At 55.3% G+C, this 25,147-nt stretch carries 28 protein-coding genes; 6 read left to right on the top strand and 22 right to left on the bottom strand.

All coding sequences use genetic code 11. The features are described from left to right. Position 1 precedes the first annotated feature (1 nt). From GRI36_RS07820 to GRI36_RS07795, 6 genes are all read right to left on the bottom strand, one after another. The gene (locus GRI36_RS07820) at positions 2–1,090 is read right to left on the bottom strand and encodes a DUF2855 family protein (RefSeq protein ID WP_160597951.1); all 1,089 of its coding nucleotides are present in this window, start codon (positions 1,088–1,090) and stop codon (positions 2–4) included. A 66-nt stretch (positions 1,091–1,156) separates the two neighbouring features. Next, positions 1,157–1,786, bottom strand: coding sequence for a glutathione S-transferase family protein (locus tag GRI36_RS07815; RefSeq protein WP_160597950.1), 630 nt, complete (start codon positions 1,784–1,786; stop codon positions 1,157–1,159). 4 nt (positions 1,787–1,790) lie between these two features. Then, entirely contained in the window at positions 1,791–2,930 is a 1,140-nt protein-coding gene (dnaN, locus tag GRI36_RS07810) for a DNA polymerase III subunit beta (RefSeq protein ID WP_160597949.1), read from the bottom strand. 176 nt (positions 2,931–3,106) lie between these two features. Continuing rightward, a complete protein-coding gene (gene fabG / locus GRI36_RS07805) occupies positions 3,107–3,859 on the bottom strand; it encodes a 3-oxoacyl-ACP reductase FabG (protein ID WP_160597948.1) in 753 nt (250 codons plus the stop codon). Next, positions 3,859–4,797: an ACP S-malonyltransferase gene (gene fabD / locus GRI36_RS07800; RefSeq protein WP_160597947.1), complete on the bottom strand. Its 939-nt coding sequence runs from the start codon at positions 4,795–4,797 to the stop codon at positions 3,859–3,861. Before fabD ends, fabG begins: the two co-directional genes overlap by 1 nt. Before the next feature lie 45 nt (positions 4,798–4,842). Further along, complete coding sequence (locus GRI36_RS07795) at positions 4,843–5,649, bottom strand: LD-carboxypeptidase (protein WP_328598363.1); 807 nt, start codon at positions 5,647–5,649, stop codon at positions 4,843–4,845. 78 nt (positions 5,650–5,727) lie between these two features. Between GRI36_RS07795 and GRI36_RS07790 the strand changes: the two genes are divergently transcribed. Beyond that, entirely contained in the window at positions 5,728–7,152 is a 1,425-nt protein-coding gene (locus GRI36_RS07790; protein ID WP_160597945.1) for a glutamate ligase domain-containing protein, read from the top strand. Here GRI36_RS07790 and GRI36_RS07785 read toward each other — a convergent pair whose 3' ends face one another. From GRI36_RS07785 to GRI36_RS07775, 3 genes are all read right to left on the bottom strand, one after another. Continuing rightward, on the bottom strand, positions 7,153–7,806 hold the full coding sequence (locus GRI36_RS07785) for a glutathione S-transferase family protein (RefSeq protein WP_160597944.1): 654 nt from the start codon (positions 7,804–7,806) through the stop codon (positions 7,153–7,155). A 5-nt stretch (positions 7,807–7,811) separates the two neighbouring features. Then, on the bottom strand, positions 7,812–8,765 hold the full coding sequence (locus tag GRI36_RS07780; RefSeq protein ID WP_160597943.1) for a DUF808 domain-containing protein: 954 nt from the start codon (positions 8,763–8,765) through the stop codon (positions 7,812–7,814). An 84-nt stretch (positions 8,766–8,849) separates the two neighbouring features. Further along, positions 8,850–9,989 carry a patatin-like phospholipase family protein gene (locus tag GRI36_RS07775; protein ID WP_160597942.1) on the bottom strand — a complete coding sequence of 380 codons (1,140 nt, stop codon included), beginning with the start codon at positions 9,987–9,989 and terminating at the stop codon, positions 8,850–8,852. A gap of 313 nt (positions 9,990–10,302) precedes the next feature. Here GRI36_RS07775 and rpsF point away from each other — a divergent pair, with 313 nt between their 5' ends. From rpsF to GRI36_RS07750, 5 genes are all read left to right on the top strand, one after another. Continuing rightward, complete coding sequence (gene rpsF / locus GRI36_RS07770; RefSeq protein ID WP_160597941.1) at positions 10,303–10,668, top strand: 30S ribosomal protein S6; 366 nt, start codon at positions 10,303–10,305, stop codon at positions 10,666–10,668. Further along, complete coding sequence (gene rpsR / locus GRI36_RS07765; RefSeq protein WP_160597940.1) at positions 10,668–10,892, top strand: 30S ribosomal protein S18; 225 nt, start codon at positions 10,668–10,670, stop codon at positions 10,890–10,892. The genes rpsF and rpsR overlap by 1 nt, the downstream gene beginning before the upstream one ends. Before the next feature lie 12 nt (positions 10,893–10,904). Continuing rightward, positions 10,905–11,540, top strand: a complete 636-nt coding sequence (rplI, locus tag GRI36_RS07760) for a 50S ribosomal protein L9 (protein WP_160597939.1) — start codon at positions 10,905–10,907, stop codon at positions 11,538–11,540. 120 nt (positions 11,541–11,660) lie between these two features. Further along, positions 11,661–13,100: an AMP nucleosidase gene (locus GRI36_RS07755; RefSeq protein WP_160597938.1), complete on the top strand. Its 1,440-nt coding sequence runs from the start codon at positions 11,661–11,663 to the stop codon at positions 13,098–13,100. 216 nt (positions 13,101–13,316) lie between these two features. Next, the gene (locus GRI36_RS07750) at positions 13,317–13,787 is read left to right on the top strand and encodes a hypothetical protein (protein ID WP_160597937.1); all 471 of its coding nucleotides are present in this window, start codon (positions 13,317–13,319) and stop codon (positions 13,785–13,787) included. Positions 13,788–13,865: 78 nt separating this feature from the next. On the opposite strand, the gene rimK is transcribed toward GRI36_RS07750, so the two are convergent. The 13 genes from rimK to GRI36_RS07685 all read right to left on the bottom strand — a co-directional run bounded on the left by rimK (position 13,866) and on the right by GRI36_RS07685 (position 25,147). Beyond that, positions 13,866–14,771 (bottom strand): 30S ribosomal protein S6--L-glutamate ligase, encoded by a 906-nt coding sequence (gene rimK, locus GRI36_RS07745; RefSeq protein WP_160597936.1) that lies wholly within the window; start codon positions 14,769–14,771, stop codon positions 13,866–13,868. Continuing rightward, positions 14,768–15,229 carry an ATP-dependent zinc protease family protein gene (locus GRI36_RS07740; RefSeq protein WP_328598362.1) on the bottom strand — a complete coding sequence of 154 codons (462 nt, stop codon included), beginning with the start codon at positions 15,227–15,229 and terminating at the stop codon, positions 14,768–14,770. The genes rimK and GRI36_RS07740 overlap by 4 nt, the downstream gene beginning before the upstream one ends. An 85-nt stretch (positions 15,230–15,314) precedes the next feature. Beyond that, positions 15,315–17,177, bottom strand: coding sequence for a M2 family metallopeptidase (locus GRI36_RS07735; protein ID WP_160597934.1), 1,863 nt, complete (start codon positions 17,175–17,177; stop codon positions 15,315–15,317). A 91-nt stretch (positions 17,178–17,268) separates the two neighbouring features. Then, on the bottom strand, positions 17,269–17,787 hold the full coding sequence (locus GRI36_RS07730) for a hypothetical protein (protein ID WP_160597933.1): 519 nt from the start codon (positions 17,785–17,787) through the stop codon (positions 17,269–17,271). A 3-nt stretch (positions 17,788–17,790) separates the two neighbouring features. Continuing rightward, positions 17,791–18,525, bottom strand: coding sequence for an alpha/beta fold hydrolase (locus GRI36_RS07725; protein WP_160597932.1), 735 nt, complete (start codon positions 18,523–18,525; stop codon positions 17,791–17,793). A 17-nt stretch (positions 18,526–18,542) separates the two neighbouring features. Continuing rightward, positions 18,543–19,190, bottom strand: coding sequence for a 2-hydroxychromene-2-carboxylate isomerase (locus GRI36_RS07720; RefSeq protein WP_160597931.1), 648 nt, complete (start codon positions 19,188–19,190; stop codon positions 18,543–18,545). 19 nt (positions 19,191–19,209) lie between these two features. After that, positions 19,210–19,803: a hypothetical protein gene (locus GRI36_RS07715; protein WP_160597930.1), complete on the bottom strand. Its 594-nt coding sequence runs from the start codon at positions 19,801–19,803 to the stop codon at positions 19,210–19,212. A gap of 5 nt (positions 19,804–19,808) precedes the next feature. Next, entirely contained in the window at positions 19,809–20,834 is a 1,026-nt protein-coding gene (locus GRI36_RS07710; protein WP_160599127.1) for an aspartate-semialdehyde dehydrogenase, read from the bottom strand. 127 nt (positions 20,835–20,961) lie between these two features. Continuing rightward, a complete protein-coding gene (locus GRI36_RS07705) occupies positions 20,962–23,292 on the bottom strand; it encodes a S9 family peptidase (RefSeq protein WP_160597929.1) in 2,331 nt (776 codons plus the stop codon). A gap of 164 nt (positions 23,293–23,456) precedes the next feature. After that, positions 23,457–23,825, bottom strand: a complete 369-nt coding sequence (gene rplS / locus GRI36_RS07700; RefSeq protein WP_160597928.1) for a 50S ribosomal protein L19 — start codon at positions 23,823–23,825, stop codon at positions 23,457–23,459. Positions 23,826–23,866: 41 nt separating this feature from the next. Next, the gene (gene trmD, locus GRI36_RS07695; RefSeq protein ID WP_160597927.1) at positions 23,867–24,568 is read right to left on the bottom strand and encodes a tRNA (guanosine(37)-N1)-methyltransferase TrmD; all 702 of its coding nucleotides are present in this window, start codon (positions 24,566–24,568) and stop codon (positions 23,867–23,869) included. Beyond that, complete coding sequence (locus GRI36_RS07690; protein WP_160597926.1) at positions 24,565–24,951, bottom strand: hypothetical protein; 387 nt, start codon at positions 24,949–24,951, stop codon at positions 24,565–24,567. Before GRI36_RS07690 ends, trmD begins: the two co-directional genes overlap by 4 nt. Beyond that, the gene (locus GRI36_RS07685; protein WP_235902195.1) at positions 24,926–25,147 is read right to left on the bottom strand and encodes a hypothetical protein; all 222 of its coding nucleotides are present in this window, start codon (positions 25,145–25,147) and stop codon (positions 24,926–24,928) included. Before GRI36_RS07685 ends, GRI36_RS07690 begins: the two co-directional genes overlap by 26 nt.

Raw genomic sequence — 25,147 nt, 5'->3', positions numbered from 1 at the left:
ATTACGGATGGATGACGATACCTTGCGCGGGGTCGACCTTTCCGCTCAGCATTGTCACAAAAGCTTCGCGCGCGGCATCAATACCGCTGCGGATGTCGACTTCGACGGTATCACCCACATCAGTCATGAACTGGTGCCAACTGGCCGCAAGCTGCTTGCCCGCCTCTTCATGTCCCAAATCTTTGAACAGAGCGACCGCATGATCGGGCGCGAAAAACAAGACCGGCGCTGGACCGGCCATCGGCTCTGGCTCTGGCTCTGCTAACGCACCGCCGCGCTCATCAATATGCGTCGCTCCGACCAGGCAGGAATATTTCAGATTATCGCCGAAATGCTTGTGCAATTGGCGAAGCAACCCGCCATTACCGGCAAAATCGACCGTGACCGACGGGACTTGAGCCAACGACTCAACATCATCATAGGCCACGACTTCATCATACAAGCCCGCATCTTTAACAAACGCCACATTGCCAGCCGAAGTTAGGCCGATACGCCGCGTATTTGGTGACCGGTCTTTGGTAACGCTGGCCAAACCCATCGCGGTTTTGGATGAAGCGCTGGTTAGAACAACCGCCTCTGCGCCAAACCAATTCTCACGCCGCATGAAGTTTTCGATAAGGAAACCGGTTTTGAACAATGGCCCAAATATCATCCGCTCGGACTCGCGCGCGGCATCATGCTCAGGGTCAGCTGCAAGCCGTGAATATTGGTTATAAATCGGGCTCATCGGCTGGCGATGTTCGGCCATATCCATAAAGCCATGCGCAGTTACTTTGCCCGGGATTACATCGAGATGCGTTCCCATCGGCAAATAGCCGTAAGCGCGCTCGCCCACTGCAAAATCCGCGTTGTTTGAGCTTTCAACCACCGCGTGGCCCCACATAGGAACAATCCCGAATTCGCCTTCTGCCGGGAAGAAATTCCAATAACCAAACCGGTCGCCAGCAACCGCATAGGTCACATTGTTGGCGGTAACCGCAAAGCTTTCGACCTTCAGACGCACTGCGCCCTCAGCCAGCGTTGGCATAGCGGCGTCGACTAGCTTGGCTTCGGTCAACTTCTCGCGGTGGACATGGACGGCTTGGCTCATTGTGTATCTCCTGAAATCGTAGCGGTAGCGTAGACCGAGATAGCCAATTTTGCGAGTGCGAAACGCTCAAACCCGTTCGGTCTCCCATGCCGTAGCGGCAATTGAGGGCCGCGTTCTGCATGAAGCCAGCCACAGCGGGAGCACCTGCATCTGGGCTATACCCGCGGCACCCTCGGGCGTCAGCTCGACCCCGCGTAGCACACAATAAAGGAAGATGTCCGCAAGCGTGAACCCTTCCGCAGTCCAGGCTCCGTCCTTCTGCAACTCAAAATCGAGAAACGATAATGTCTTGGCAATATCGGGTAAACTCTTGGAGATGCGCGCCTTATCAAGCTCCATGCCACCCAATTTATGCATGATGTACGGCATCACCAATCCGCGTTCGAACAATGGAAACAGATAAGAATTGGCAATTCCGATCCACCGCTCTGTCGCCGCGCGCGCCGCCGGATCGCTTGGCTGCAAAGCACCGCGATTATGCGCATTGTCGATATAATTGGCGATCGAGGGCGTTTCAAACAGCTCCAGCCCGTCAACATGCACCACCGGAACTCTGCCAAACGGGTGGCGGTTAGCGGGCGAATGCGCGGGAGTCGGGATTATCTGATGCGCAATGCTTGCTTCCTCGCAAACGATTTGCACTACGCGAACGTAAGTCGAAATTACCGGGCCGTAGATCCGGACCGGGCTGGTCACAGACCTACACTCGCATCGGCATCAGCACGTAAAGCGCGGGGCTCTTGTCGTCCTTGCGGATCAGTGTTGGTGCACCGGCGTCTGCCAGATGCAGTTCGACGGTGTCGCTGTCGATTTGGCTGAGAATATCTTTGAGATAATTGGCGTTGAAGCCGATTTCAAAGCTGTCTGAGCCATATTGCGCTGCGACTTCTTCGGTCGCAGTGCCATTGTCCGGGCTGCTGACGGAAAGCACGACCTTGTCGGTTTCAAGCCCCATCTTTACAGCGCGGGTCTTCTCCGTGGCGATGGTCGCGACACGGTCGACACCCTGGAAAAAGCTGCGCGGGTCAATCTTCAGCAGCTTGTCATTACCCGTCGGGATAACGCGGCTGTAATCGGGGAATGTACCGTCGATAAGCTTGGAAGTCAGCACAACGCCGCCCTCTCCGCCCATAGTGAACCGAATCTTGCTTGCCGACAGGTCGATCTGGACATTGCCATCGAGCGCCTCGTCGAGAAGCTTACGCAATTCGGCTACGGCTTTGCGCGGCACGATTACGTCGGGCATGCCCTCGGCGCCCTCGGGTTGGTCTATCGTAAAGCGCGCAAGGCGGTGACCGTCGGTTGCAGCAGCTTTCAAAACAGGACCCGAATTGGAACCGCCGTCTTCCGCAACGTGCAAGAAAATGCCGTTGAGATAATAGCGCGTTTCTTCGGTGGAAATCGCAAAGCGCGTGCGGTCGATCAATTCAGCGAGCAATTTCGCCGGAATCTCGAAGCTGGTTGGCAAATCGCCTTCCACAATCGTCGGGAAATCATCACGCGGCAATGTCGGCAAGGAGAACCGGCTGCGACCAGCCTTGATCGCCATACGATTGTCGGAAGTTTCCAATCCGACCTGGCTGCCCTCCGGCAACTTGCGCGCAATATCAAAAAGTAAATGCGCAGACACTGTAATCGCACCGGCGCTCTCGACCGAGGCCGCTGCCATATTTTCGATGACTTGCAAGTCCAGATCTGTCGCCATGACTTTCACCGAACCATTCTCGTCCGCTTCAATCAGCACATTGGACAGGATTGGAATAGTGTTGCGGCGTTCAACCACTGATTGAACGTGGGACAAACAGCGCAGCAGCGTAGCGCGTTCGATTGTGGCCTTCATGGCGTCTCAATTCCCTATTTCGCGCATATGGCCAGCATCGCCAGCCAGCGCCGGTAAAGTTGTTCTATCTTTAGCGGTGGAGTGCCACGGGGCAAGGCCGCACCTCGCCAATATGCTTGGAAAGGTTGATTCCTTGGGGATAAACCTCGCCAAATCAGCTTCGGATCGCCCGATCCTTACCCGAGCATCGCCATGCCGCCGTTTACATGCAGCGTCTGGCCGGTAATATAGGCAGCCTCATCTGAGGCAAGATAGGCCACCGCAGCGCCAATATCCTCGCCCTCACCCATGCGGCCCATAGGGATGCGCGCATTGAGCGCCTCCTTCTGCGCGTCGGGCAATTCATCGGTCATCGCAGTTCGGATAAAACCTGGCGCAATACAGTTTGCGGTGATGCCGCGGCTGGCCAATTCCTGCGCTAGGCTCTTGGTCGCACCGACCAGCCCGGCCTTTGCTGCCGCATAGTTCATTTGCCCGGGGTTACCGGTCGCGCCGACTACGCTGGTGATTGAAATAATCCGGCCATTGCGCGCCTTCATCATCGGCCGCGCGCAGGCACGCATCAGGCGGAAAGCAGATTCGAGGTTGACCTTCATAACCTGCTCCCATTCCTCATCTTTCATCCGCATCGCGAGATTGTCCCGAGTAATCCCGGCATTGTTGACCAGAATATCGATTTTACCGAGCGTATCGACGGTCGCGGGGACAAGATGCTCCACGCTCTCGCTATCCGACAGATTACAGGTGATCTCGACATGATCGCCGCCCACTTCGTCATTCAACTGCTCGCGGAAAATCCGCAACTTGTCGCCGTTGGAGCCTGACAGGGCCAGCCGTGCGCCCTGCTTTGCCAAGGCATAAGCAATCGCCGAGCCGATGCCCCCGCTGGCACCTGTTACAAGAGCGGTTTTTCCAGTGAGATCAAACATCAGCCAAGTTCCTTCGCGAGTTCTTCAATATCGTCCATTGTGATGACGCTTGTCACCTGTGCCTCTTTATCGATGCGGCTAATCATAGGGCCGAGCACCTTGCCGCCCAATTCTACAAAATGTTCGACTCCGGCTGCGCGCATTGCCAACACGCTTTCACGCCAACGGACCCGTCCGGTAACCTGTTCGACCAGCAGGCGTTGTTCTTCTGACGGGTCACTGACCAGCGCAGCTGTGACATTAGCATAGATCGGCAGGCTCATCGATTCAGGAGAGGTCTCCGCAAGCGCCTCCGCCATTGCATCGGCCGCTGGTTGCATCAACGAACAATGGAACGGAGCGGACACCGGCAAAGGCACCCCGCGTTTGATACCGTGATCCTTGACCATTGCGACGGCTCGCTCAATCGCCCCGACATGGCCGGACAGCACCACTTGTGTCGGGTCATTATCGTTGGCTAGTTCGCACACTTCGCCCTCAGCCGCCGCAGTTGCCAGCGCCAGCGCCTTTTCAACATCAGCGCCAAGCAGCGCGCACATTGCACCAACACCCACCGGCACTGCGGCTTGCATTGCTTTCCCGCGCAGTTTGAGCAGGCGCGCTGTATCGCCAAGCGAAAACGCGCCGACCGCGCAAAGCGCGGTATATTCGCCCAATGAGTGTCCAGCAACGCAGCTGCCTTTATCCTCCAGCACAATGCCGAAATCATGCTCCAGCACGCGCAAGGTGGCGATGGCATTGGCCATGATCGCCGGCTGGGCATTGGCGGTGAGGGTCAGTTCTGCTTCCGGCCCGTCGCGCATGATCGTCGACAAATTCTGAGACAATGCATCATCGACTTCTTCGAATACGGACCGAGCGGTGGCGCTGGCTGCGGCGAGGCCACCGCCCATACCGACTTTCTGGCTGCCCTGCCCCGGAAAAACGAAAGCTCTCATGTAAATTCTCCCTGTGTGCCGCGCCGATTATGCGCGGCTGACGAGTCAGGCAACCCCGAATGGCACGATTAGGTTGGAACTGTCATGACCGATGTCGGCAAACCCAAGATAGGGAATACTCGCCCTGCCACACCAATATCTGGCAATATCTTCTGGGCTTGAGCCGAATGGCCGGTCATTCTCTGGTACATCGGAAATGCGCCCCAAGCGCAGACCCGCAATTCCGCGCAAGTGCTGGCTGATGTGGAAAAACAACCGGTCAACCGAGTAGAGGTGTTCGGAAACCTCCTCCACCATCACAATATGGTCGGTTAAATCGGGCATTAAATCGGTCCCGGCCAGCATCGCCAAAGTGGTCAGATTGAAGGCCGCAGCGGCTTCCCTTCCTGCGTTCGGTTCCAGACCACAGCAATCGCCCGTCAGCCAGCTGAGACTGCGCAAAACCGCTGCCGCCCCGCCGTCACGGCTGATGTCCCCCACCATTGGGCCATGCACCTGTTTGCCAATTCCGGACCGGTACAATGCAGCCAATAAGAAGCCTGTGTCCGAATAGCCAAGATATGTCTTGTCCCGCGCCGCTTTGTTCAATTGCGGCAAGGCATCGGCAGCAATCCTGTTTGCTCCGTAACCACCCTTCGCAAACCACACCGCATCGACTTGAGGGTCGTTTGCACAATCAAGAAACGCAGACAGCCGCATTGCATCATCGCCCGCGAAATGCCCGTGCCGCGCGAAGCATTGTTTGTGGAATTGCAGCTCAATCGATGGGTCATTGGCCACCAAATCGAGAACCGCATCAGCATCCTCGCGCTCGAGCCGTTTTCCCGGCGCGCAGATGGCAATTCGTGTCACAGCTTTATCCATCGATCTTACTCATTGCCGCACTTAGCCATCTTGCAAGCAAGCGCACAACTGCATACCGCACCGCGCATGGATGAATTCCCCACTTATGACGAGCTGCTAGAGCGCCCATTCTTCTTCTGCGGTATTGGCGGATCAGGCATGTTGCCCTTGGCGCAAATACTCAAAGGGCGCGGCGCGACTATAGCAGGGTCCGATCGCAGCAACGATCAAGGCCGTACGCCGGAGAAATTCGCAGCACTGGAAAAACAGGGGTTTTCGCTGTTTCCGCAAGATGGCAGCGGCATGGTAGCAGCGGATCAGATTCTGGTCGCCTCCGCTGCAGTGGAGGACACTATCCCAGAGGTTGTGCGAGCGAAAGAACTTGGCTGCCTGCGCATGACACGGGCCGAGTTGCTGTCGGTGTTGTTCAACACATCTGGCGCAGGAATTGGCATTGCCGGAACAAGCGGCAAGTCGACTGTAACGGGTATGCTTGGCTGGATACTCCACGCCAATGGTAGCGATCCGACCGTAATGAACGGCGCGGTCATGAAGAATTTCGTGAGCGAGGAGCGTCCCTTTGCCAGCGCGATCATCGGAAAACCGGGTGCATTTGTCAGCGAAGTCGATGAAAGCGACGGGTCCATAGCGCTCTATCGCCCTGCCGTTGGAGTGCTGCTTAATGTGAGTCTCGACCACAAAAGCATGGAAGAATTGCGCGCATTATTCGGCGACTTTCTCGCTCGCAGCGGGGTTGCGGTCATCAACGCAGATAATGCGGAGGCGCTCGCATTGCTGCCGCGCGCAAAGCAGGCGCTGACCTTCGGTATTGATCAGGAAAAAGCTCAAATCGGCGTTGTCACAGGAAGCATAGCTGACGGTCCCGTTCGGCAGGCCGCCACCATAATCGACCGGCATGACGGAACGGAATATCCGCTTATCCTCAACTTGCCGGGCAGGCATAATCTGTCCAATGCGCTGGCAGCAATTGCCGGTGCAGTTGCTGCCGGAGTGCCGGTTGGCAAGGCCGTTGCCGCTCTTGCCAGCTTTGAGGGATTGGCACGCCGTTTCAACATCATTGGCACCAGTGACAGTGGCATCACGGTGATCGACGATTTTGGTCACAATCCGGAAAAGTGCGCGGCCACCTTGCGCACGTTAAAGACTCATCCTGGCCGCGTCATCGCGTTCTTCCAGCCTCATGGCTACGGGCCACTCAAACAGATGGGGCATGAATTGGCAGAGACATTCGCGCATGAGCTCGGGCCGAATGATGTCACGATAATTTGCGACCCCGTGTATTACGGCGGTACCGTTGATCGCAGCGTCGGCAGCGAGCGGATCGTGGAGCTCATCGAAGAGGCAGGCCGCCTTGCCGACCATGTCGCTTCTCGCGAAGATTGCGGCAAGCTAATCGCGTCCATAGCCAAGCCCGGCGACCGGATTGTGGTAATGGGCGCGAGGGATGATACACTTACTCAATTTGCAAGCGAGCTGCTCGAACAGCTCTAGTTAAATGGCCCTACCAAAGCCGCCTGCCTCTGCCCCCGCCTGTTCCGCCGCAAGCGCCGCCTTAAATCCATCACGTGTAGTCAGCATCTCGCGGTAATCAGCCAAACGCGGCGGAACATATTCCTCCAAGCCGATCCGCTGCGCCAGATAGAGCGCATATCCGACGCATATATCTGCAACGGTAAAGCGGTCCTCGCACAAATACTCGCGGTCAATTAATCTCTGTTCGGCTTTAAGCAAACGCTTGCCGAACCATTTGGCATAGGCGTGACCAGCATCTTCCCAACCCTTGTCGGCTTCGAATTTGGCAAAGCGCAAATAGACAGTCTGCGGAAAAGTGATCGTGGCATCGGCGTGGTAAGTGAAGTCCAAATACTCGGCGTAATCCGTCGCGCTGGGGTCGACCACCAGATCGCTGTTCGCGCCAATTACCGCCAGGTAATGTGCAATGGCACAGCTTTCGGTCATTTGACTGTCGCCATGTACCAACATGGGAACTGTGCCGAGCGGGTTTATTTCAAGATAGTCCGGAGCCTGATAGCGCGGCGGGAACGGCAGCATTCGCAAATCAAGTTCGACATCCGCCTCATGCGCGGCCCAAGTGGCGCGCAATCCACGTGATCCCGCGCACGTATAAAGGATCGGCCTAGCCATTCGGGCTACCCATGCGCTCCGGTCTCATGTCCCAGTTTAAATACTTTATGCAGGATGAAGACAATCACCCCGCCCGCTATCAAGCCCACAATGGCTGAAATTATCGCATAGGTTAGCCAGCCGAGAATACCGCCCAATCCGCCAGTCAATTCCTCCACACCGTGCTGCAAACCATGGCTAAAGTCGGACAAATTATGGAGCCCGATTTCGTGCAGGCCATGGATCAAGATCCCGCCGCCGACCCAGAGCATCGCGATAGTACCAATGAACGACAACGCAACGAGCAATTTCGGCATAGCAGCAAGCAGAAATTTACCGATTTTTTGAGCGGCAACTGAACTGCGCTGGGCCAAATGAAGACCTACATCGTCCATTTTCACAATCAACGCCACGGCCCCATAGACGACTATGGTGATTAGCAATCCGACAACGGCCAAAACCCCTGCCCTCACGAACAAATCTTCCGCTGCGACCTCGTTCAAAGTGATCGCCATAATCTCTGCAGACAAAATAAGGTCTGTTCGGATCGCACCCGAAACCCGCCCTTTTTCAAAGGCGACAGGATCCTCGATCGGGTCCTCCAAAGTTTCACCATGCTTCTCGCCGCCAAGTTTCTCGATGACTTTTTCCGCACCTTCGTAGGACAGGTAACACCCACCAAGCATCAGTATAAATATGATCGCCGAGGGCAGAAATTCGCTGAGTATCAAAGCACCTGGCAGTAATATAAGCAGCTTGTTTTTGAAGCTTCCCTTCGTGATGCTCCAGATAATCGGCAATTCGCGTGCGGGACTTAGGCCGGTGACGTAGGACGGAGTTACCGCGGCGTCGTCGATCACAACACCCGCCGCTTTGGTTCCGGCCTTGCTGGCCGCCACCCCAATGTCATCAATAGAAGCGGCCGCAGTGCGGGCGATAATCGAAATGTCGTCTAACAGGGCAACCAAACCACCTGGCACGTCAGCATTCTCCGCTTAATTTCAATTCACGCAGAGGGGCTTAGGCTGCAATTCGCGAATTGGCGAGAGAGCAGATGATGCATTTCAGCTAAAGAGCGTGGAGAACCAATTTCTGTTCTTGTTAGACAGCGCGCTTTTGGCAGGCAGCGCCAAATTGTCTTCCAACTCCCAATGTTCCGCGACTAAATCGAACAAGGATTTCCCGCAGTCCGTCTTGGCGAATTCTTCAACAGCGCCTTGAAGCGCATCGGTTTTGGCCCAATCATTCGGAGCCCAAGGGGCATCCAATTCCACATTCGCACGGATATAGCGATCGCCCAAAAGTACCTTGGCAAATTGCTCACACATTAGTGAAGATGCATCAATTGCTGTTTCCAACAATGGCGCTGCTGGCACTGTCCCGCCATGTTTGGGATAGGGCCGCATCCATTGCCAAGCGCCCCAGCATTCCGCCCGGCCGATATCTTGTGGCGGGATGCCAGCGTGCACCCTCCCTGCCCCCAGCGACAGGACCCGGATCTCGCTCATTTCCGCGCCGAAATGCTTGGCTGCGTAATTGGCTGCGGAAACCGAGGGATTGTTCGCATGCACATTTCCGCTCGCGAAATAGCCCCAATTTTCACCAGCCGGTTCCTCCGGCTTATGCGGTGGGAACAGAGTTGGGGTCGCGCTGGAGCACAGGGCTGCATCCATGGCGAGCATTGCCGCGAAAGGATCGTTTCTGCCGCTGCCGATTGAGGCGGGAGACCAGCGCCCTTCTTCTGCGGACCAAAGCTGCATCGCTTCGACCATGACTTGCGGCCCCGATCGCGGCAATTCGTTCAACCTCGATGCGCCGAACAAGCGGCCAAGCTCATCCTTGAGATTGTCGGCGCGAAATTTTGCCTGGAAGATCGATTTGATCGTTTCCCCGTTTGAATTTACACCGTTTGTCGATGAATTATTCAGCGCGGTTATCTGCTCAAAAGTAAAAGGTGTAGAGCAATTAAAATCCATCGCCGCGGGGTCAAAAATATGTTCGCCCTTTTGTTCGAAAAGCGAAATGACATGGCCAACGTTAATCCCATGCGCCAAAGCTAGGGCAAGCAACGAACCGCTGGCAGTGCCCGCAAACAGGTCCGTTTTTTTGACCAGCCCGCAATGACCATCCAGCTTACTGAGCAAAGCAGCCGAAATCAGTCCGCGAATACCGCCACCATCCAATGCGATGATTTTGTATGCCATTTTCCAAAATTCCCAATGTTGAAAAAGTTCAACAATTGTTATCTGCCTGATTCGGGAAAATACATATTGTATTGAACGGACATTTAGGTCTGATTTCATTAACCATTTTCGGGAAAGTCAGCCACTCTGATCCATCTGCTCTTATTGGGATCAACGTTCAGGTCCGACATCGCATCATTGCTTGCCTTTTGCCGCAAACCCGCTATTGGCCCGCCTTCGCTATCAACACGATAGTGAAACGAAGAAAGTCGGAGGGGCCCCGCAATCCCGCGGATCAGCCAGCGATCGGCATTACAATGTGAAGGAAGCGAAGATGGCTCATTACGAGCATGTCTTTCTCGCCCGTCAGGATTTGAGCCAAGCTCAGGTTGACGCGCTGGCTGCATCAGCCACAGAAATTATCGAAGCGAATGACGGCAAAGTCACCAAGACTGAAACTTGGGGCCTGAAGAATCTTGCTTACAAGATTGAACGCAATCGCAAGGCTCATTTCGTTCTGCTCAACATCGAGGGCCCTGGCTCCGTTGTTGCAGAACTCGAACGCCAGACCCGCATCAACGAAGACGTGATCCGTTATATGACGATCCGTATGGATGAGCCAGAAGATGGCCCATCGGTAATGATGCGTAAAAATGACCGTGAGCGCAAAAAGCGTTCCGACCGTGAGGAGCGCAACTAATGGCACGTCCTTTCTTCCGCCGCCGGAAATCTTGCCCGTTCTCGGGTAAGGGCGCTCCAAAGATCGACTATAAAGACGTACGTCTGCTGCAGGGCTTCATGTCCGAGCGCGGGAAAATCGTCCCTAGCCGCATCACCGCCGTATCCGCCAAAAAACAGCGCGAGCTGTCCAAGGCGATCAAGCGCGCACGCCAAATCGGCTTGCTGCCATACCTCGTTAAGTAAGGGAGAAGACACATGGATATCATTCTCCTCGAACGTATCGAGAAGCTCGGCACCATTGGTGACGTGGTTACAGTAAAAGACGGCTATGCCCGTAATTTCCTGTTGCCAAACAAGAAAGCCCTGCGCGCCAATGCGGCAAACAAGGCTGTCTTCGAAGCCAACCGTGAACGCCTTGAAAAAGAAAACGCCGAGAAAGCAGCAGAAGCTGCAACGACCGGTGAAAAAGTTGCTGGCGCAGAAGTCGTTCTGATCCGTGCATCGTCCAACTCGGGCCAGCTGTATGGTTCGGTTACTGTGCGCGACATCGTCGACGGTTTGACTGCTCAAGGCCACGAAGTGACCAAGAAGCAAGTCATCCTTGGTCACCCGATCAAGACTATCGGCATGTTCGACGTTCTCGTGCGTCTGCACGCTGAAGTTGACGTTACAGTCAAAGCCAACGTCGCCCGTTCGGACGACGAAGCTGAATTGCAACGCGAAGGTGTCGATGTTCTCGCGGCAATCTTCGAAGAAGAACAGGCTGAAAAGACTGGCTTCACTGAAAAAGTCGATGCATCGCTTGAGCCAGGTGAAATCCCTGCTGACATGCTGGAAGACGGCGAAGCTGACGAAGATTCAGATGACGCGGAAGATACCGCTGAAGGCTGATTGCTTCACCACTAACTCAAAGAGGCGCGGCTCCTTCGGGACCCGCGCCTTTTTTGTAACAGCTGAAGCAAATTGTGGGCTGACTTTGAAATGTAAGAAATAAGGCGCTATCAGCTAAAGATGAAAACTGTAGAAATGATAATCGGCGAATTGGATCGCCTGTACAATTCCTCCGTCGAACGCCTTCGGGCCGACGTGATAGCCTTCGCCCGCGATGGCTCGCTTCCTTCAAAAACGCGCCGCAGCGATGGTAGCTATGCCTACCCCGAATTGATCATGCGGTTCATGGGTGGACATCAGCCGGAAGACCGCAGCCGAGCCTTTGGCCGCCTGAATGGTCCCGGTGTCTATGCCACCACTGTTACACGCCCGGCGATGTTTGCCGATTACCTGCGCGAACAGCTCGAATTGATCGGCAGCGATTACGATATTGAATTGGAAGCGCGGCTTTCCACACAAGAAATGCCTTTCCCCTATGTGCTCGACGGAGAGACTGCAGCTGAACTTGCTGGCATAAGCCCGCAGGAAATCGCGCTGCATTTTCCGTCAACCGAATTGGCCGATATTGGTGACGAGCTTGCCGATGGAATCGAGATTGACGATACTGGCGAGAGCATCCCGCTTTCACTGTTCGACGGATTGCGTACCGATTTTTCGCTCGCCCGTTTGGCCCATTATACCGGCACCGATACGAAGCACTTCCAACGCTTCATCCTGTTCACTAACTATCACCGCTATGTTGATGAATTCGTTGATTGGGCCGGCGAGCAAGTGGGGCAGAATGGCTATACCGCACTTGCTGGCGCAGGCGGACTTTATCTCGAAGAAGCGACCGAAAACGCCAGCAGTCAACTATCCGATACTGCGTGGCGCAAGCACCAGATGCCAGCCTATCATCTCATCGGTGAAGGCCGCTGCGGCATTACGCTGGTCAATATCGGTGTCGGCCCGTCCAATGCAAAAACAATATGCGACCACTTGGCGGTTTTGCGCCCCGAAGCATGGTTGATGATCGGCCATTGCGGCGGATTGCGCCCGACGCAGAAAATCGGCGATTACGTGCTGGCCCACGCCTATCTGCGTGACGACCATGTGCTCGACCATGTGTTGCCCCCTGAAATTCCTTTGCCAGCAATCGCCGAAGTTCAGCAGGCGCTGGCCGGAGCGGCCGAGCAGGTCAGCGGCGAACATGGCGCGGACCTGAAAAAGCGGATGCGCACTGGAACCATCGTCACCACCGATGACCGCAATTGGGAACTTCGCTACACCGCCAGCGCGAAACGCCTGTCGCTTAGCCGCGCGGTCGGGATTGACATGGAAAGCGCCACCATCGCCGCACAAGGATACCGCTTCCGCGTGCCCTACGGCACGCTCCTATGCGTCAGCGACAAGCCACTCCATGGCGAGATCAAGATGCCCGGCCAAGCCAATAAGTTCTATGAGGAAGCCATCGCGGCTCACTTGATGATCGGCGTAACAGCGTGCAACTTACTGCGAGAAGAAGGCAACCGTCTGCATTCACGGAAGCTGCGGGCGTTCAACGAGCCGCCGTTTAGGTGATATTTAGACGACCTCTGTCGCTTCGTTTTCAGTCAAAGCCGAAAGCTGGCTGATCGCTATGACAGAAAGAACCCTCACTTCTGTCTCGAATTGCGCACCCGCACCTTTTTGCCTAAATGTAAAAATAATGCTATTCCCCATGGCAGGGCCGCATTTTGACTGACCCTCTCTGCAATAAAGAGAGCCGTTAGTAACTTAAATGGGGAAACTAAATTCATGAAAAAATTTGCGATAGGAGCCGCCGTAGCGGCATCGATGTTATTTGGTGGCACTGCTTTTGGGCAGAGCTTTACTTACGACGTTACTTGGGAACCGGTTGAAACCGTCGGCGGGATGGATCGCCCAGGCGGGACACAATATGGTGGTGGCGTGGTCGACGGAACTTACGTTTCATCAGTTTCCGATGGTACAACGTCAACCGGTAGCGTCCGCTGTGTTGGAATGGACCAACCTGACGGGGAAATCTTTGATATTCACCTCGCTTGCACCACAACGGAAGCTGGAGCCTCGGCTTCGCTTATATATGGTTGCAACTTTATTGGTGAGCGCGGGCCAGACGCAGCGCTTGGCTGCGTTGGCTCAATCCAAGGTAAGACAGGGGAAACGAAAGGACGAACCGGCGGCCTGACTATGGAATGGTATTCCGAGACCAAGTCTCGTGGCACCGGCCAATGGTACGGCGAATAAGCTAGTGGGCGATGCAATTTGCTGGCCGCGAGTTGTAGACTCGCGGCCAGCAAATTCGACTGATATGGGCTGACTGCCTTAACCAGCACCCTTGGTCTTGGTATTCCCCTTTGCCGCATGGTTCTCGATAAATTCGATAATCATGCCCGCGATATCCTTGCCGGTGGCGTTCTCGATACCTTCGAGGCCCGGGGACGAGTTCACTTCCATAATCACCGGCCCATGATTGCTACGCAGCAGATCGACGCCGCAGACATTCAGGCCCATTGCCTTTGCCGCGCGCACCGCTGTCGAGCGTTCTTCGGGTGTGATTTTGATCAATTGCGCGCTGCCGCCGCGGTGCAGGTTGCTGCGGAATTCGCCTTCGGCACCTTGGCGTTTCATCGCCGCGACAACTTTGCCGCCGACGACCAAACAGCGAATGTCTGATCCGCCTGCTTCCTTGATGAATTCCTGCACCATGATGGCAACATTGGCACCGCGGAATGCCTCGATAATCGAAGCCCCGCCCTTCAGCGTTTCGGCCAACACCACACCGATTCCCTGCGTCCCCTCGAGCAGTTTGATCACCACTGGCGGCCCATTAACCGCCTTTATGATTTGCTCTGCCTGCTTGGGATCATTGGCATATGCGGTCAGCGGCAAGCCAAGGCCGTATTTCGCCATAATCTGGGTCGAACGCAGCTTGTCCCGGCTCCGGCCAATGGCAACGCTTTCATTCAGCGGCCACACGCCACCCATTTCAAACTGGCGCAGTACAGCTAGGCCATAGTTGGTTATCGAGGCGCCGATACGCGGAATTACGGCATCATATTTGCCCAATGTCTCCCCGCGATACATTACTGTTGGCCGGTGGCTCGCAATGTTCACAGTGCAACGGGTTGTGTTGAGGATATCGAGCGTATGGCCACGCTTTTCCGCTGCCTCCACCAAACGTTTGTGCGAATAAAGGTTCGGGTTACGTGCAAGCATGGCGAGTTTCATAGAAATTCTTCCTTGGCGTCATTCCGGTCCGAAATAAGGTAGGATCGCCCCGGATTGACGAGAAACCTGTTTTTGAGTGCAGTGCGCCCGACCAGCATCGGAAACACCATGTCTGACCTGTCGGTAAGACTGAATTCTGCGCGAAAATCGGTACCGCCCATCGACAGCATAGTCTTGACGATCAGGCGCTCCTCTGCCGAACCGTTCGAGCTGGTGATGGTGCGGTGCGCCACGCGAATTGCTTCACAGTGGCGATAGGCTTTATCAGCTCCAAAGTCGAGGTCGAACCGGGCCACTTCCTCGCCATCGCGGTCAAACAATTCAATGTTTACCGCGTGAAGCGAGGATGTCCGCGCGCCAGTGTCGATCTTAGCGGGAATGCCCAAGATGCCGAGTTCGGGCAAACTTACCACTTCGCGCCATCCGGTAGTTTGCAGCTTCGCTTTGGGTTTACTCACGCAGGGCTCGTGGAAGGATAAGCGGATAACCGCCAGTCCCCGCTGCAAAACCATGCAGCGGGTTCAACAACAACGCGTCCAAAATTTACCATCCGCTCTCTTGACCCTTGTTCTGTTCGTCGAGCCATTTTTTCAGCGGAGCGAAATATTCGAGCATCGCCTTGCCGCTCATTTGCCGTTCGCCGGTGAAGGCCTCGAGCGCATCGGGCCAAGGCTTGCTAGAACCCATCGCGAGCATATCGTTCAAGTTCTTACCGACTTCTTCGTTGCCATAGAAAGAACAGCGGTGCAGCGGCCCTTCCCATCCGGCCTGATCGCAGGCTGCCTTATAGAATTGGAATTGCAGCAACCGCGCGAGGAAATAGCGGGTGTAAGATACATTGCCCGGCACGTGATATTTCGCGCCCGGATCAAAGCCATCGGCATCGCGCGGGGTCGGCGGAGTTATGCCTTGATATTCGAGCCGCAGCTTGTTCCAATCGCTGTTGTATTCCGCCGGAGTGGTCGATCCGTCATAAATACCCCAGCGATAGCGGTCCATCAGCAGGCCGAATGGCAGAAACGCCGCCTTATCCATCGCCTGACGAAGCAGCAGGCCGATATCCTTATCCGCGCTAGGCACATCATCACGGTCCAACATGCCGATCTGAACCAGATATTCCGGCGTGATTGAAAGCGCGATCATATCACCGATTGCCTCGTGAAAACCGTCATTCGCGCTATCACGATAGAGGAAGTCCTGAATACCATAGGCGCGCTGGTAGTAATTATGGCCAAGCTCATGGTGGATTGTCACAAAATCATCGGCATTGGGCTTGATGCACATTTTGATCCGCAGATCATCGCTGTTTTCGACATCCCATGCAGAGGCATGACAAACAACTTGGCGGTCGGTCGGTTTGACAAACATAGACCGCTCGTAAAATGTCTCAGGCAGTTCGTTAAAGCCAAGCGAGGAGAAGAAATTCTCTCCTGCCTTGACCATCTCAATTTCATTTAGACCTTTTGCGGTAATTAGCGAAGTCAGATCATATCCGATGTCACCGGCACCAGCGGGAGCGACCAGCGGGTAAATGTTACCCCATTCCTGCGCCCACATATTGCCGAGCAGGTCTGCGCGAATTGCGCCGGTTGCAGGCTGAACATCGTCACCGTATTTTTGATTGAGCTTCGTCCGGACGTAGGTGTGCAGCGCCATATACAGCGGCTTCACCTCCTGCCACATGCGCTCAGTCTCGGCCGCAAATTCATCCGCGCTCATATCGTATTTTGACCGCTGCATCGCGCCGAAATCGGCGTATCCCAACTCGCGAGCACCTTCGTTGGTCAGCTCGGCGAGCCGGATATATTCTTCCTTCATCGGCGCGCCAACATTGGTGTGCCAACTGGCCCACATTTCTGACAATTCTTCAGGTGTACGCTCAAGATTGCCCATTTCGGCTTCGATATCGGAACCGGAAATCGTTTCGCCGTTCAGCGTGCCCGTGCCTTTGCCATAGGCGGAATTGAGCGAGGTCGCGAGGGATGCGGCTTCTTCTGCCGCACCCGAAGTGGTCGGCGCAGGCAAAGTCAGCGCCACGCGCAGAATATCGAGCTTGCGCGCAACATCCGGGTCTAGCCCGCCCACATCCGCCAGCTTTGCCGCCGTCAGTGCCTTAGCGACCGAGGTTTCCGCCGCAATCGCACCGAAATAAGCCGCCAGAGCATCCGTGTCTTGCGTGATATAAGTTGAGTTCACCCATTGGGCTTGCGCTCCGATCACCCACAGCTTTTGCATCTCAACTTCGGTGTCAGCGACAAATTTCGCAGCGCCTTCGGGAGACAACGCATAGCCATCGGCTTCTTCCATCGGAGCGCTTTGCGCATGATGGTCAGCAACGGCTGGAGCAGCCAGCGTCAGCGCCAGTGCAGATACGGCGGATTTCAGGGCTATCGGGGCGAATTTCATGTTTTCTATCCTCTCAAGAAGAGCCGGTCTCTAAAGCCGGTTTCAAATGAAGCAATAATGGACCGAATGGTCTGCCCAATCAACTGGCTAATCAGCCAGTGTTTTTCTGTTTCCGGCGAATGGCGAACGCAGCCAAGATCCCGGCGAACGTCACAATCCAAGCTACCATTTTAATCGGGCGCAAAGTGGAGGCTAATTGCGCTTGCTCATCCGTGCCAATATTGGCCATAAGCTGCATGAATTGAGTGATTGTCTCGGCAAAATCCGTGACAATAAACACCGCTCCGCTGATCAGAATGAGTATCGCTAAATGGCGCAACACTCCGTTGCCAACAGAGCGGAAATACAGCCCGCCCAAGATGGTGCCTAAACCATAGATTGTGATGAACATAAGATCACCCATCATCGCCCGGGCGGCAGTATTTTTCAGTCCAGCATCAATCCATGCTTCCTGAATGCGGGTGACTTCTGCTCCGGTAGCCGCGGCTTGATGATCGAGAATTCCGCCGGGCACTTCGGTAAGCACCAGCGGCAAATGCATGATCAAGACAATCGCAAAAGCAACCACACCGGAGATCCAGGTGGCCAAGAATGACCCGCGTAAAGTCATCGGCTAATCCTTCAAGAACTGCACCAGAGAGTCACCAAGCGCGCCTTCGGTGACCGAGCTCATATGCGTTCCCGGTATTTCCGCATAATGCGCGTTCGGCAATGCCTCAGCCAACCGTGTGGCCGAGCCGTTATCATTGTCTTTATCACCGCACAAAACCATGGTGGGCATGGTGATCGCCGCCAATTCGGTTTGATCAGTATCAGCGATTGATTCCAGCAACAGACGCGCCGCAACACGGTCAACTTTCATCGTTTTCATGAAGCTTACGGCCATGAAAGCCGGGTCGCCGCGCTTCACCTCGTCAAACCGGTCGATTGCGTCGATGAAGAATGCGGAGCGACGGTTCCATCCTGCCAGCCCCTCCAGCCCCATTCCCGACAGCACCAGCTTGCGCGGGGTTTGACCTAAAATCACCGCCCGAACAGATGTGCGTGAACCGAGCGAGAACCCGACCAGATCGTAATCCGCCAGCCCCAAGGCTTCCACCACAGCCGCGGCGTCCAGAGCCAAAACATCGGCGGGATAGGCGGCGGCATCGTGTGGCGCATCGCTGGCCCCGTGCGCACGCAAATCGGGCATAATCACCTCGAACCCGGCATCCACCAGCTTCTGCGCATGACCGAATTTTATCCAGTTTATCTCCGCATTGGAAAACAGGCCGTGGAGCATCAGAACAGGCCTGCCCTTACCCATCCTGTGAACAGCCAAACTTGTTCCATCAAAGGAAGCGATCATTTCGTGATGCGCTGAACTCACCGCTCGGTCATACCCTTCTCATTCATCCGCCATAAGACCATTTCGATGCGATCTTGGCCAAAGAACGGCTCTCCATCGAATACCAGCGTCGGTACGCCCCAATGGCCGGATGCCTCCAGCGCATCTTGATTAGCCGCGATCTCTACGTCCAGTTCGTCAGGCTCGGCGCTTATTTTCTCTAAGAGTGCGCCCCAATCGAGTCCGGCTTTTTCCGCTGCGATCTTCAAATGGTCGCCCTCGTTCCAACCTGCGGTTCCGCCCCATATCAGGCGCGAGACCTCATCGGCAAAGACCAGCCCCTTGCCCTCACGAGCAGCAGCTTGGCCGAGGCGCGTGAGCCGAAAGACGTGCGGCTGATCCTCGGCAATCTTGCGCGTGGTCATATCCTGTACAATCGGATCGGGCTTTGGCGGGGCGAAGGGAATGGAGTGGAATTGCGCCACACGGATCATGTCACGAAATGTATAACCGAGCCAATTGGGATGATTACGCTCGAAGAAGTCGGGCTGCCGTATCGCTAGAGGATAAACCGGCTTAAGCTCGATATCGACATCGAACATCTCGGTAAGTGCGCGGTAGCGGCCAATCGCGAGATAGCTGTAGGGCGAGCGGAAGCTGAAATAGAGCTGGGCTTGTAAGGTCATGGCAGGAACATTGCGCAGTCTAGCGGAAGAAGCAATTGGTTCCGGCGAAGAGGCTGGCAACGTTCCAACCCTTAGCATCAACCTCGAAGAAGCCGCTGACATCACCCTCGATTGAAAACTCTGCACCCAATGTGCTATCTTCTAACAATGAAAAGCCGTCTATTTTCTCGACGTCTGCGCGCGGCCCGCCAATTTTTACTTCGTTGATCGTACCTAGGTCATCGCGTCCTTCTGCAAACCAGCCAACGAATTTACCATCCTGAAAGTTGAGTGTCACGGACCCGAAAGATGTAAACTCCATCGGCCCGGCGCCGCATTCATCATTGCTGCTGCGACTACCATCCACTTTTAAGGCGTCTGCAGCCAACTTCTCGACAAATGCGCGTTCCGTGCCAAAGCGCCTGAGCTGCGTCGCACCAGTCGAAGGGTCGATTTCCCTCACCCCCTCCCAATCGAGGAATAAGGGAGGAAGGCCATTGCCCGGTTCCGAATCTAGCAACGTCTCTTCATCGATGACAGTGGCCGTTGGATCATCACGCGCCATTACCGGCCGATCCCCCGGAGCATCACAAGCCTGTAACGCCAAGCAAGAAAATGCCAATAGCCACCTCATCAACCTCACCCCTTCTTCAGATGTCGCCGCCCGAGCAATTCTGCGATCTGCACCGCATTGAGCGCTGCACCCTTGCGCAAATTATCCGATACGCACCAGATAATCAGTCCATGCTCAACCGTCGGATCTTCGCGCACGCGGCTCACATAGGTGGCACTGTCGCCAGCGGCCTCTACGGGAGTGACGTAGCCGCCATCTTCACGCTTATCGATCAACATTATACCGGGGGCTTCGCGCAGGATTTCTTGTGCTTGCTCGGCCGAGATTTCATTTTCGAATTCGATATGGATCGCTTCGGAATGTCCGACAAATACCGGGACACGAACGCAGGTCGCAGTTAGCTTGATCTTGGGGTCGAGGATCTTCTTGGTTTCGACCACCATCTTCCATTCTTCCTTGGTCGAACCATCGTCGAGGAATACATCGATATGCGGGATTACATTGAACGCGATCTGCTTGGTGAAAGTGCGCGGTTCGGGTTTATCTCCGACAAAAATCGCGCGGCTTTGCTCGAACAATTCGTCCATTCCGCCTTTGCCCGAGCCAGACACAGATTGATACGTCGAAACAACCACGCGCTTGATCGTTGCCGCATCGTGAAGCGGTTTCAAAGCGACCACCAATTGCGCTGTCGAGCAATTGGGGTTGGCGATGATGTTGCGTTTTGAATAACTGTCAATCGCGTCAGGGTTCACTTCTGGCACGATCAACGGCACATCGGGGTCCATCCGGTAGAGCGAGCTGTTGTCGATCACTACGCAGCCAGCGGCTGCAGCTTTGGGCGCATATTCCCTGGCTGGGCCGGAGCCTGCAGCGAACAGAGCAATATCCCACCCTGCCCAATCAAAATGCTCAATGTTCTTGCATTTGAGCATCTTACCAGTTTCACCATACTCGACTTCGCTGCCGTGGCTGCGCGAGCTGGCGACTGCCGCGATTTCCTCAATCGGAAACTCGCGTTCAGCCAATACTGCCATCATTTCGCGGCCAACATTTCCAGTCGCACCGACGATGACTACCCGATATCCCACTTCATTCTCCTGATCTGCAACTTCATGCACGAATAAGTGGCCCCTCTAGCATCAATTGCGAGCCGCGAAAGCAAGCAAAGCTATGCACTGGGCTAGAGCTATACCTGCCGCAAAACCGCGGCGGGCCTCATTCCGGCGAGGTGATCCCATGCTTCTCCAGAAATGCGAATATCGTGTTCCACATATGAGGGCTGATATTCGGCCCAGCGACACGGTGAGTGTATCCTGGATAAAGCATCATTTCGAATGGCACGTTACCTTCCTGCAAAACCGAGATTAGCTCTGACGAGTTTTCGAACACGACATTGTCATCCGCCATGCCATGGATAAGAAGTAGCGGATCGGTCATCTTGGTCGCATTGGGAATGGCGCTGGCTTTCTCGTACGCTTCTGGACCCTCACGTGGATCCCCCATGAAGCGTTCGGTATAATGGGTGTCATACAGCTCCCATTTGGTCACCGGAGCGCCCGAAATACCGGCGGCGTATAGGCCCGGATCGGCTTGCATCTGCTTGAGCGTCATATAGCCGCCATAGGACCAGCCATAGAGCGCAATTTTATCCGGATCGACGAAATCGAGCGTCTTTAGATATCTAGCACCCTCTCGCTGGTCATCGACTTCCACCCCGCCCATCGCGCGATAGAGCGGCTGTTCGAAGGCGACACCGCGATTGGCACTGCCGCGATTGTCGAGCTCAAACCAGATATAGCCGGCATCCACCACAGCCTGCTGCAACGCGCCGTCCCAACCCCGCGTGACCACCTGCGGCCCTGGGCCGGAATAATGATAATAGAACACGGGATATTTCCTGCCCTCCTTCATCTCGGGCGCGATCATCTTGTAATAGAGATCGGTTTCGCCGTCGGCGGCCTTGATCGTGCCGAATTGCGCGGGACGGTGGCTTGCAAGATAGGGCGTATAAGGGTGGTCTGCATCAAGCGCATTTTCTTCGACCCAGGCGAGGCGATTGCCCTTGGGATCGGCAAGATAGGTTTGCTGTGGTTGAGTGTGAGAGGACTGAGTGATGAGCAACGCCTGGCCGTCTTTGTCCATAGTCGCAGAATTGGTAAAACCGCGTGGAGTAAGCCGATTGACGTTCTTTCGATCAAACCGCACCGAATGCACGTGCTGTTCAAGGACGCTGTCACGATTTCCCAAGAAATAGGCAACGCCCTCATGCTGGTTCACCCCTATGAGTTGCGAGACACTCCAGTCGCCTGAGGTAAGCTGTTCCATCGTGCCCGCTTCGTCCCCGCTCATCTCAGTGCGAGCTTCAGCTTCTTCGACCAAATCTGGAACGCCTTTTGGGCCCCGCTTATATAGGTGACCATATCCGTCTCGCTCGCTCCACCAAAGTAGCGATCCGTCTTTCAGAAACTTGTAATTATCTTCGAGATTGATCCAGTATTTCTCACTTGCGGCGCTCTCGGTGAACCAGATATCGCTTTCCCCGGTCATTGGATCGACCTTAAGCATGTCAAGAACCGTCTGCTCGCGGTTTTGCCTTTGGACATAGAGATTGCCATCGGGAGCCCAATCGACGCGGGCGAGGTAGAAATCTGTCGGGTCTTCGTCGTTGTAATATGTCGGGTCCTGATTGCTCGTCAGATCCACTTTAACGCGTCTGTCACCGTCTGGGTCCATAATGAACAATTCGACTACGGCATTGTCGCTGCCAGCGACGGGATAGCGTTGGTCGAACACTTCCGTGCCGGTCGCGCCGATCGCAGCACGCGTCACGATGCCTACGCGTGCCTCATCGGTGCGCTGCACCGCGATACGCGCGTCGTCGGCGCTCCACCAATAGCCGTCCATCCGGCCCATTTCTTCCTGCGCGACGAACTCCGCCTCGCCCCAGCGGATGGTATCTCCTTCCTTCAGCGTAATTGGCGCGGCTTCGGCCCCGACTTCACCGACCCAAAGCTGCCGGTCGCGCACGAAGGAGACATATTTACCCTTACTGCTTAGCGCAGGGTTAAGCTCGCTTTCTTCAGTATCGGTTAGCCGGGTTATCTCGCCGTCCAGCTTGGCCAGATAGAGGTCGCCATCAAGCGGTACTAGCACGCCCTTGCCATCGGCAGTCCATTGGTAGCTGATGATACCCTTGAGATTGCCCACACGCGCCCGTTCGCGCTGCATCTTCTCGTCTTCGGACAATTCGCGGCCCGAACCGATCTTTTCGCTGTCCACCAGCATGGTCCAGCTCCCGCTTTCACGGTCATAGCCCCACAGATCATAACGCTCGCGGTCATCATCGCGATTGCGAAGGAGGGTCAAATAGCGGCCATCGGGCGAAAGCTTGGCCTGACGCGGCGATGCGCCATCGAGCGACGGGCTGGCAAATACGCGCTCAAAAGTGAGGTCAGTCGATTGCACTTGGTCGGTCATTGGTTCGGCCTCTTGCGCGAGAAGTGGCAATGGTGCGGCGAGTAGCAAGGCGGCAAAGGCAATGCGCATAACAAATTCAAACCCCTATAATTTGGATTTGTTGAACGTAGCGCGGTGAACAATTCTCGCAAGAGCTGTCACCCTGCGCTTCGCTTTGGCTGCTGGAAGAGTGGGAATAGAAAAAGGCGCTCCGGTTTCCCGAAACGCCCTTCTCTAACTCTAATCCGGAAAGCTTACGCTTTTGGAGCGTGATCCCGGCGTTCGGCGATACGCGCACGCTTACCGGTGCGGCCACGCAGATAATACAGCTTCGCGCGGCGCACGATACCGCGGCGAACCACGGTGATGCTGTCCACGATTGGCGCATAGATCGGGAACACACGTTCCACACCTTCGCCAAAGCTGATCTTACGAACGGTGAAGTTGCTGCCCATGCCGCGGTTAGACCGGGCGATGCACACACCTTCAAACATCTGAATACGCTCGCGCGTACCTTCGACAACTTTAACACCAACACGCAAGGTATCACCTGCGCGGAATGATGGAACTTCTTTCGCAGCCTTGGCAATTTCCTCGGCTTCGATTTGTTGGATAAGGTTCATTGACCTTGGTCCTTCTACATTCGCCACGCGCCAGAGGCAGGTCAGTCCCGATCACCATTATGGCGATCCCAAAGGTCTGGCCTGCGTAACCTAGTATGATCTTCTGACATTGACTTGCGCCATTCAGCGATCTTCGCATGATCCCCAGATCGCAGCACTTCGGGGATCGTGCGCCCTTCCCATTCCTGGGGTCGGGTATATTGAGGGTATTCAAGCAGTCCTTCTTCGAAAGACTCCTCGGTACCACTCGAAGCCGCGCCCATTACGCCGGGAAGCAGCCGAATGCAAGCATCAAGAATCATCAAAGCCGCCGGTTCTCCGCCCGATAAAACGATGTCGCCAACGCTGATTTCCTCAATCTCCCGGCCTTCGAATATCCGCTCGTCAAATCCCTCGAACCGCCCGCATAGAATGGTCACCCCCGGCCCTTGCGATAATTCACGAATACGCGCCTGAGAAATTGGCTTCCCGCGCGGGGTCATGGCCAGTATCGGCGCCTTGGGCTGCACCCGCTTGGCATGATCAACCGCCGCCGCGAGAACATCGACCTTCAGCACCATCCCCGCCCCGCCGCCCGCAGGCGTGCCATCGACATTGCTGTGCTTATCTGTTGCAAAATCGCGGATCTGGATCGTATCAAGCGACCACTTCTGCTCCTCCAAAGCCCGCCCAGCAAGCGACAGCCGCAAAGGCCCAGGAAACATCTCGGGGTAGAGCGTGAGGATGGTGGCGGCGAAGGTCATGGGTCAACCCATTCGCCGCGTTCGAGCACAAATGCAATGTGACGTAGGGTGAGACGCTCTTTATTGCTGGGATAGCTAAATCGGCCTCGAAACGGCCAAGTCAGCAACTGCCAAATCAGCATGACTGGGAATAGAAGCGACAGACCTTCCCTTAGTTCAACGAAGCGTGACCAAGGCCAATCCCACACACGCTCATCTAGCCGATCGGCAATTCGCTCAATGAATTCGACCGCATCTTCCCCTACGATATCCAGATCGTGATCGATGGCATCATCAAGACTCGCGTTGGTTATTCCATGCCACTCGCGAGCAATCCAAAGGACATAGACTTCGGCGCCTTCGCTCATAGGCGGCGGCTCACTCGCCTTTGCGAATAACGCCATTCTTAGCCCCCACGTCGAAGCTTAACTCAAACACATCGGGCCGCGAATAGTGGCAGTCGGTGTCGAGCGAGGTCAAGTTTTCGCCAATCTCTGACAAGTCCAGATCGGCGTAGAGGGTTTCTTCGCCCTCGCCAGCCTGTGCGATTACCCGCGCGTCTGGCGCGGCTTGAACGATGGCGACAGCAAGTTTTGTCAT

It is taken from the genome of Pontixanthobacter gangjinensis (genome assembly GCF_009827545.1).
GTDB lineage: Bacteria > Pseudomonadota > Alphaproteobacteria > Sphingomonadales > Sphingomonadaceae > Pontixanthobacter > Pontixanthobacter gangjinensis.
Note: the sequence above shows the minus strand (reverse complement) of the source record. Positions and strands in the feature narration are given on the sequence as shown.

What these genes read in the sequence shown, in the direction of transcription:
- GRI36_RS07820 (WP_160597951.1), bottom strand. Translation starts at nt 1,090, where the DNA reads ATGAGCCAAGCCGTCCATGTCCACCGCGAGAAGTTGACCGAAGCCAAG.
- dnaN (WP_160597949.1), bottom strand. Translation starts at nt 2,930, where the DNA reads ATGAAGGCCACAATCGAACGCGCTACGCTGCTGCGCTGTTTGTCCCAC.
- fabG (WP_160597948.1), bottom strand. Translation starts at nt 3,859, where the DNA reads ATGTTTGATCTCACTGGAAAAACCGCTCTTGTAACAGGTGCCAGCGGG.
- fabD (WP_160597947.1), bottom strand. Translation starts at nt 4,797, where the DNA reads ATGAGAGCTTTCGTTTTTCCGGGGCAGGGCAGCCAGAAAGTCGGTATG.
- GRI36_RS07790 (WP_160597945.1), top strand. Translation starts at nt 5,728, where the DNA reads ATGGATGAATTCCCCACTTATGACGAGCTGCTAGAGCGCCCATTCTTC.
- GRI36_RS07785 (WP_160597944.1), bottom strand. Translation starts at nt 7,806, where the DNA reads ATGGCTAGGCCGATCCTTTATACGTGCGCGGGATCACGTGGATTGCGC.
- GRI36_RS07775 (WP_160597942.1), bottom strand. Translation starts at nt 9,989, where the DNA reads ATGGCATACAAAATCATCGCATTGGATGGTGGCGGTATTCGCGGACTG.
- rpsF (WP_160597941.1), top strand. Translation starts at nt 10,303, where the DNA reads ATGGCTCATTACGAGCATGTCTTTCTCGCCCGTCAGGATTTGAGCCAA.
- rpsR (WP_160597940.1), top strand. Translation starts at nt 10,668, where the DNA reads ATGGCACGTCCTTTCTTCCGCCGCCGGAAATCTTGCCCGTTCTCGGGT.
- rplI (WP_160597939.1), top strand. Translation starts at nt 10,905, where the DNA reads ATGGATATCATTCTCCTCGAACGTATCGAGAAGCTCGGCACCATTGGT.
- GRI36_RS07755 (WP_160597938.1), top strand. Translation starts at nt 11,661, where the DNA reads ATGAAAACTGTAGAAATGATAATCGGCGAATTGGATCGCCTGTACAAT.
- GRI36_RS07750 (WP_160597937.1), top strand. Translation starts at nt 13,317, where the DNA reads ATGAAAAAATTTGCGATAGGAGCCGCCGTAGCGGCATCGATGTTATTT.
- rimK (WP_160597936.1), bottom strand. Translation starts at nt 14,771, where the DNA reads ATGAAACTCGCCATGCTTGCACGTAACCCGAACCTTTATTCGCACAAA.
- GRI36_RS07735 (WP_160597934.1), bottom strand. Translation starts at nt 17,177, where the DNA reads ATGAAATTCGCCCCGATAGCCCTGAAATCCGCCGTATCTGCACTGGCG.
- GRI36_RS07730 (WP_160597933.1), bottom strand. Translation starts at nt 17,787, where the DNA reads ATGACTTTACGCGGGTCATTCTTGGCCACCTGGATCTCCGGTGTGGTT.
- GRI36_RS07725 (WP_160597932.1), bottom strand. Translation starts at nt 18,525, where the DNA reads ATGATCGCTTCCTTTGATGGAACAAGTTTGGCTGTTCACAGGATGGGT.
- GRI36_RS07720 (WP_160597931.1), bottom strand. Translation starts at nt 19,190, where the DNA reads ATGACCTTACAAGCCCAGCTCTATTTCAGCTTCCGCTCGCCCTACAGC.
- GRI36_RS07715 (WP_160597930.1), bottom strand. Translation starts at nt 19,803, where the DNA reads ATGAGGTGGCTATTGGCATTTTCTTGCTTGGCGTTACAGGCTTGTGAT.
- GRI36_RS07705 (WP_160597929.1), bottom strand. Translation starts at nt 23,292, where the DNA reads ATGCGCATTGCCTTTGCCGCCTTGCTACTCGCCGCACCATTGCCACTT.
- rplS (WP_160597928.1), bottom strand. Translation starts at nt 23,825, where the DNA reads ATGAACCTTATCCAACAAATCGAAGCCGAGGAAATTGCCAAGGCTGCG.
- trmD (WP_160597927.1), bottom strand. Translation starts at nt 24,568, where the DNA reads ATGACCTTCGCCGCCACCATCCTCACGCTCTACCCCGAGATGTTTCCT.
- GRI36_RS07690 (WP_160597926.1), bottom strand. Translation starts at nt 24,951, where the DNA reads ATGGCGTTATTCGCAAAGGCGAGTGAGCCGCCGCCTATGAGCGAAGGC.
- GRI36_RS07685 (WP_235902195.1), bottom strand. Translation starts at nt 25,147, where the DNA reads ATGACAAAACTTGCTGTCGCCATCGTTCAAGCCGCGCCAGACGCGCGG.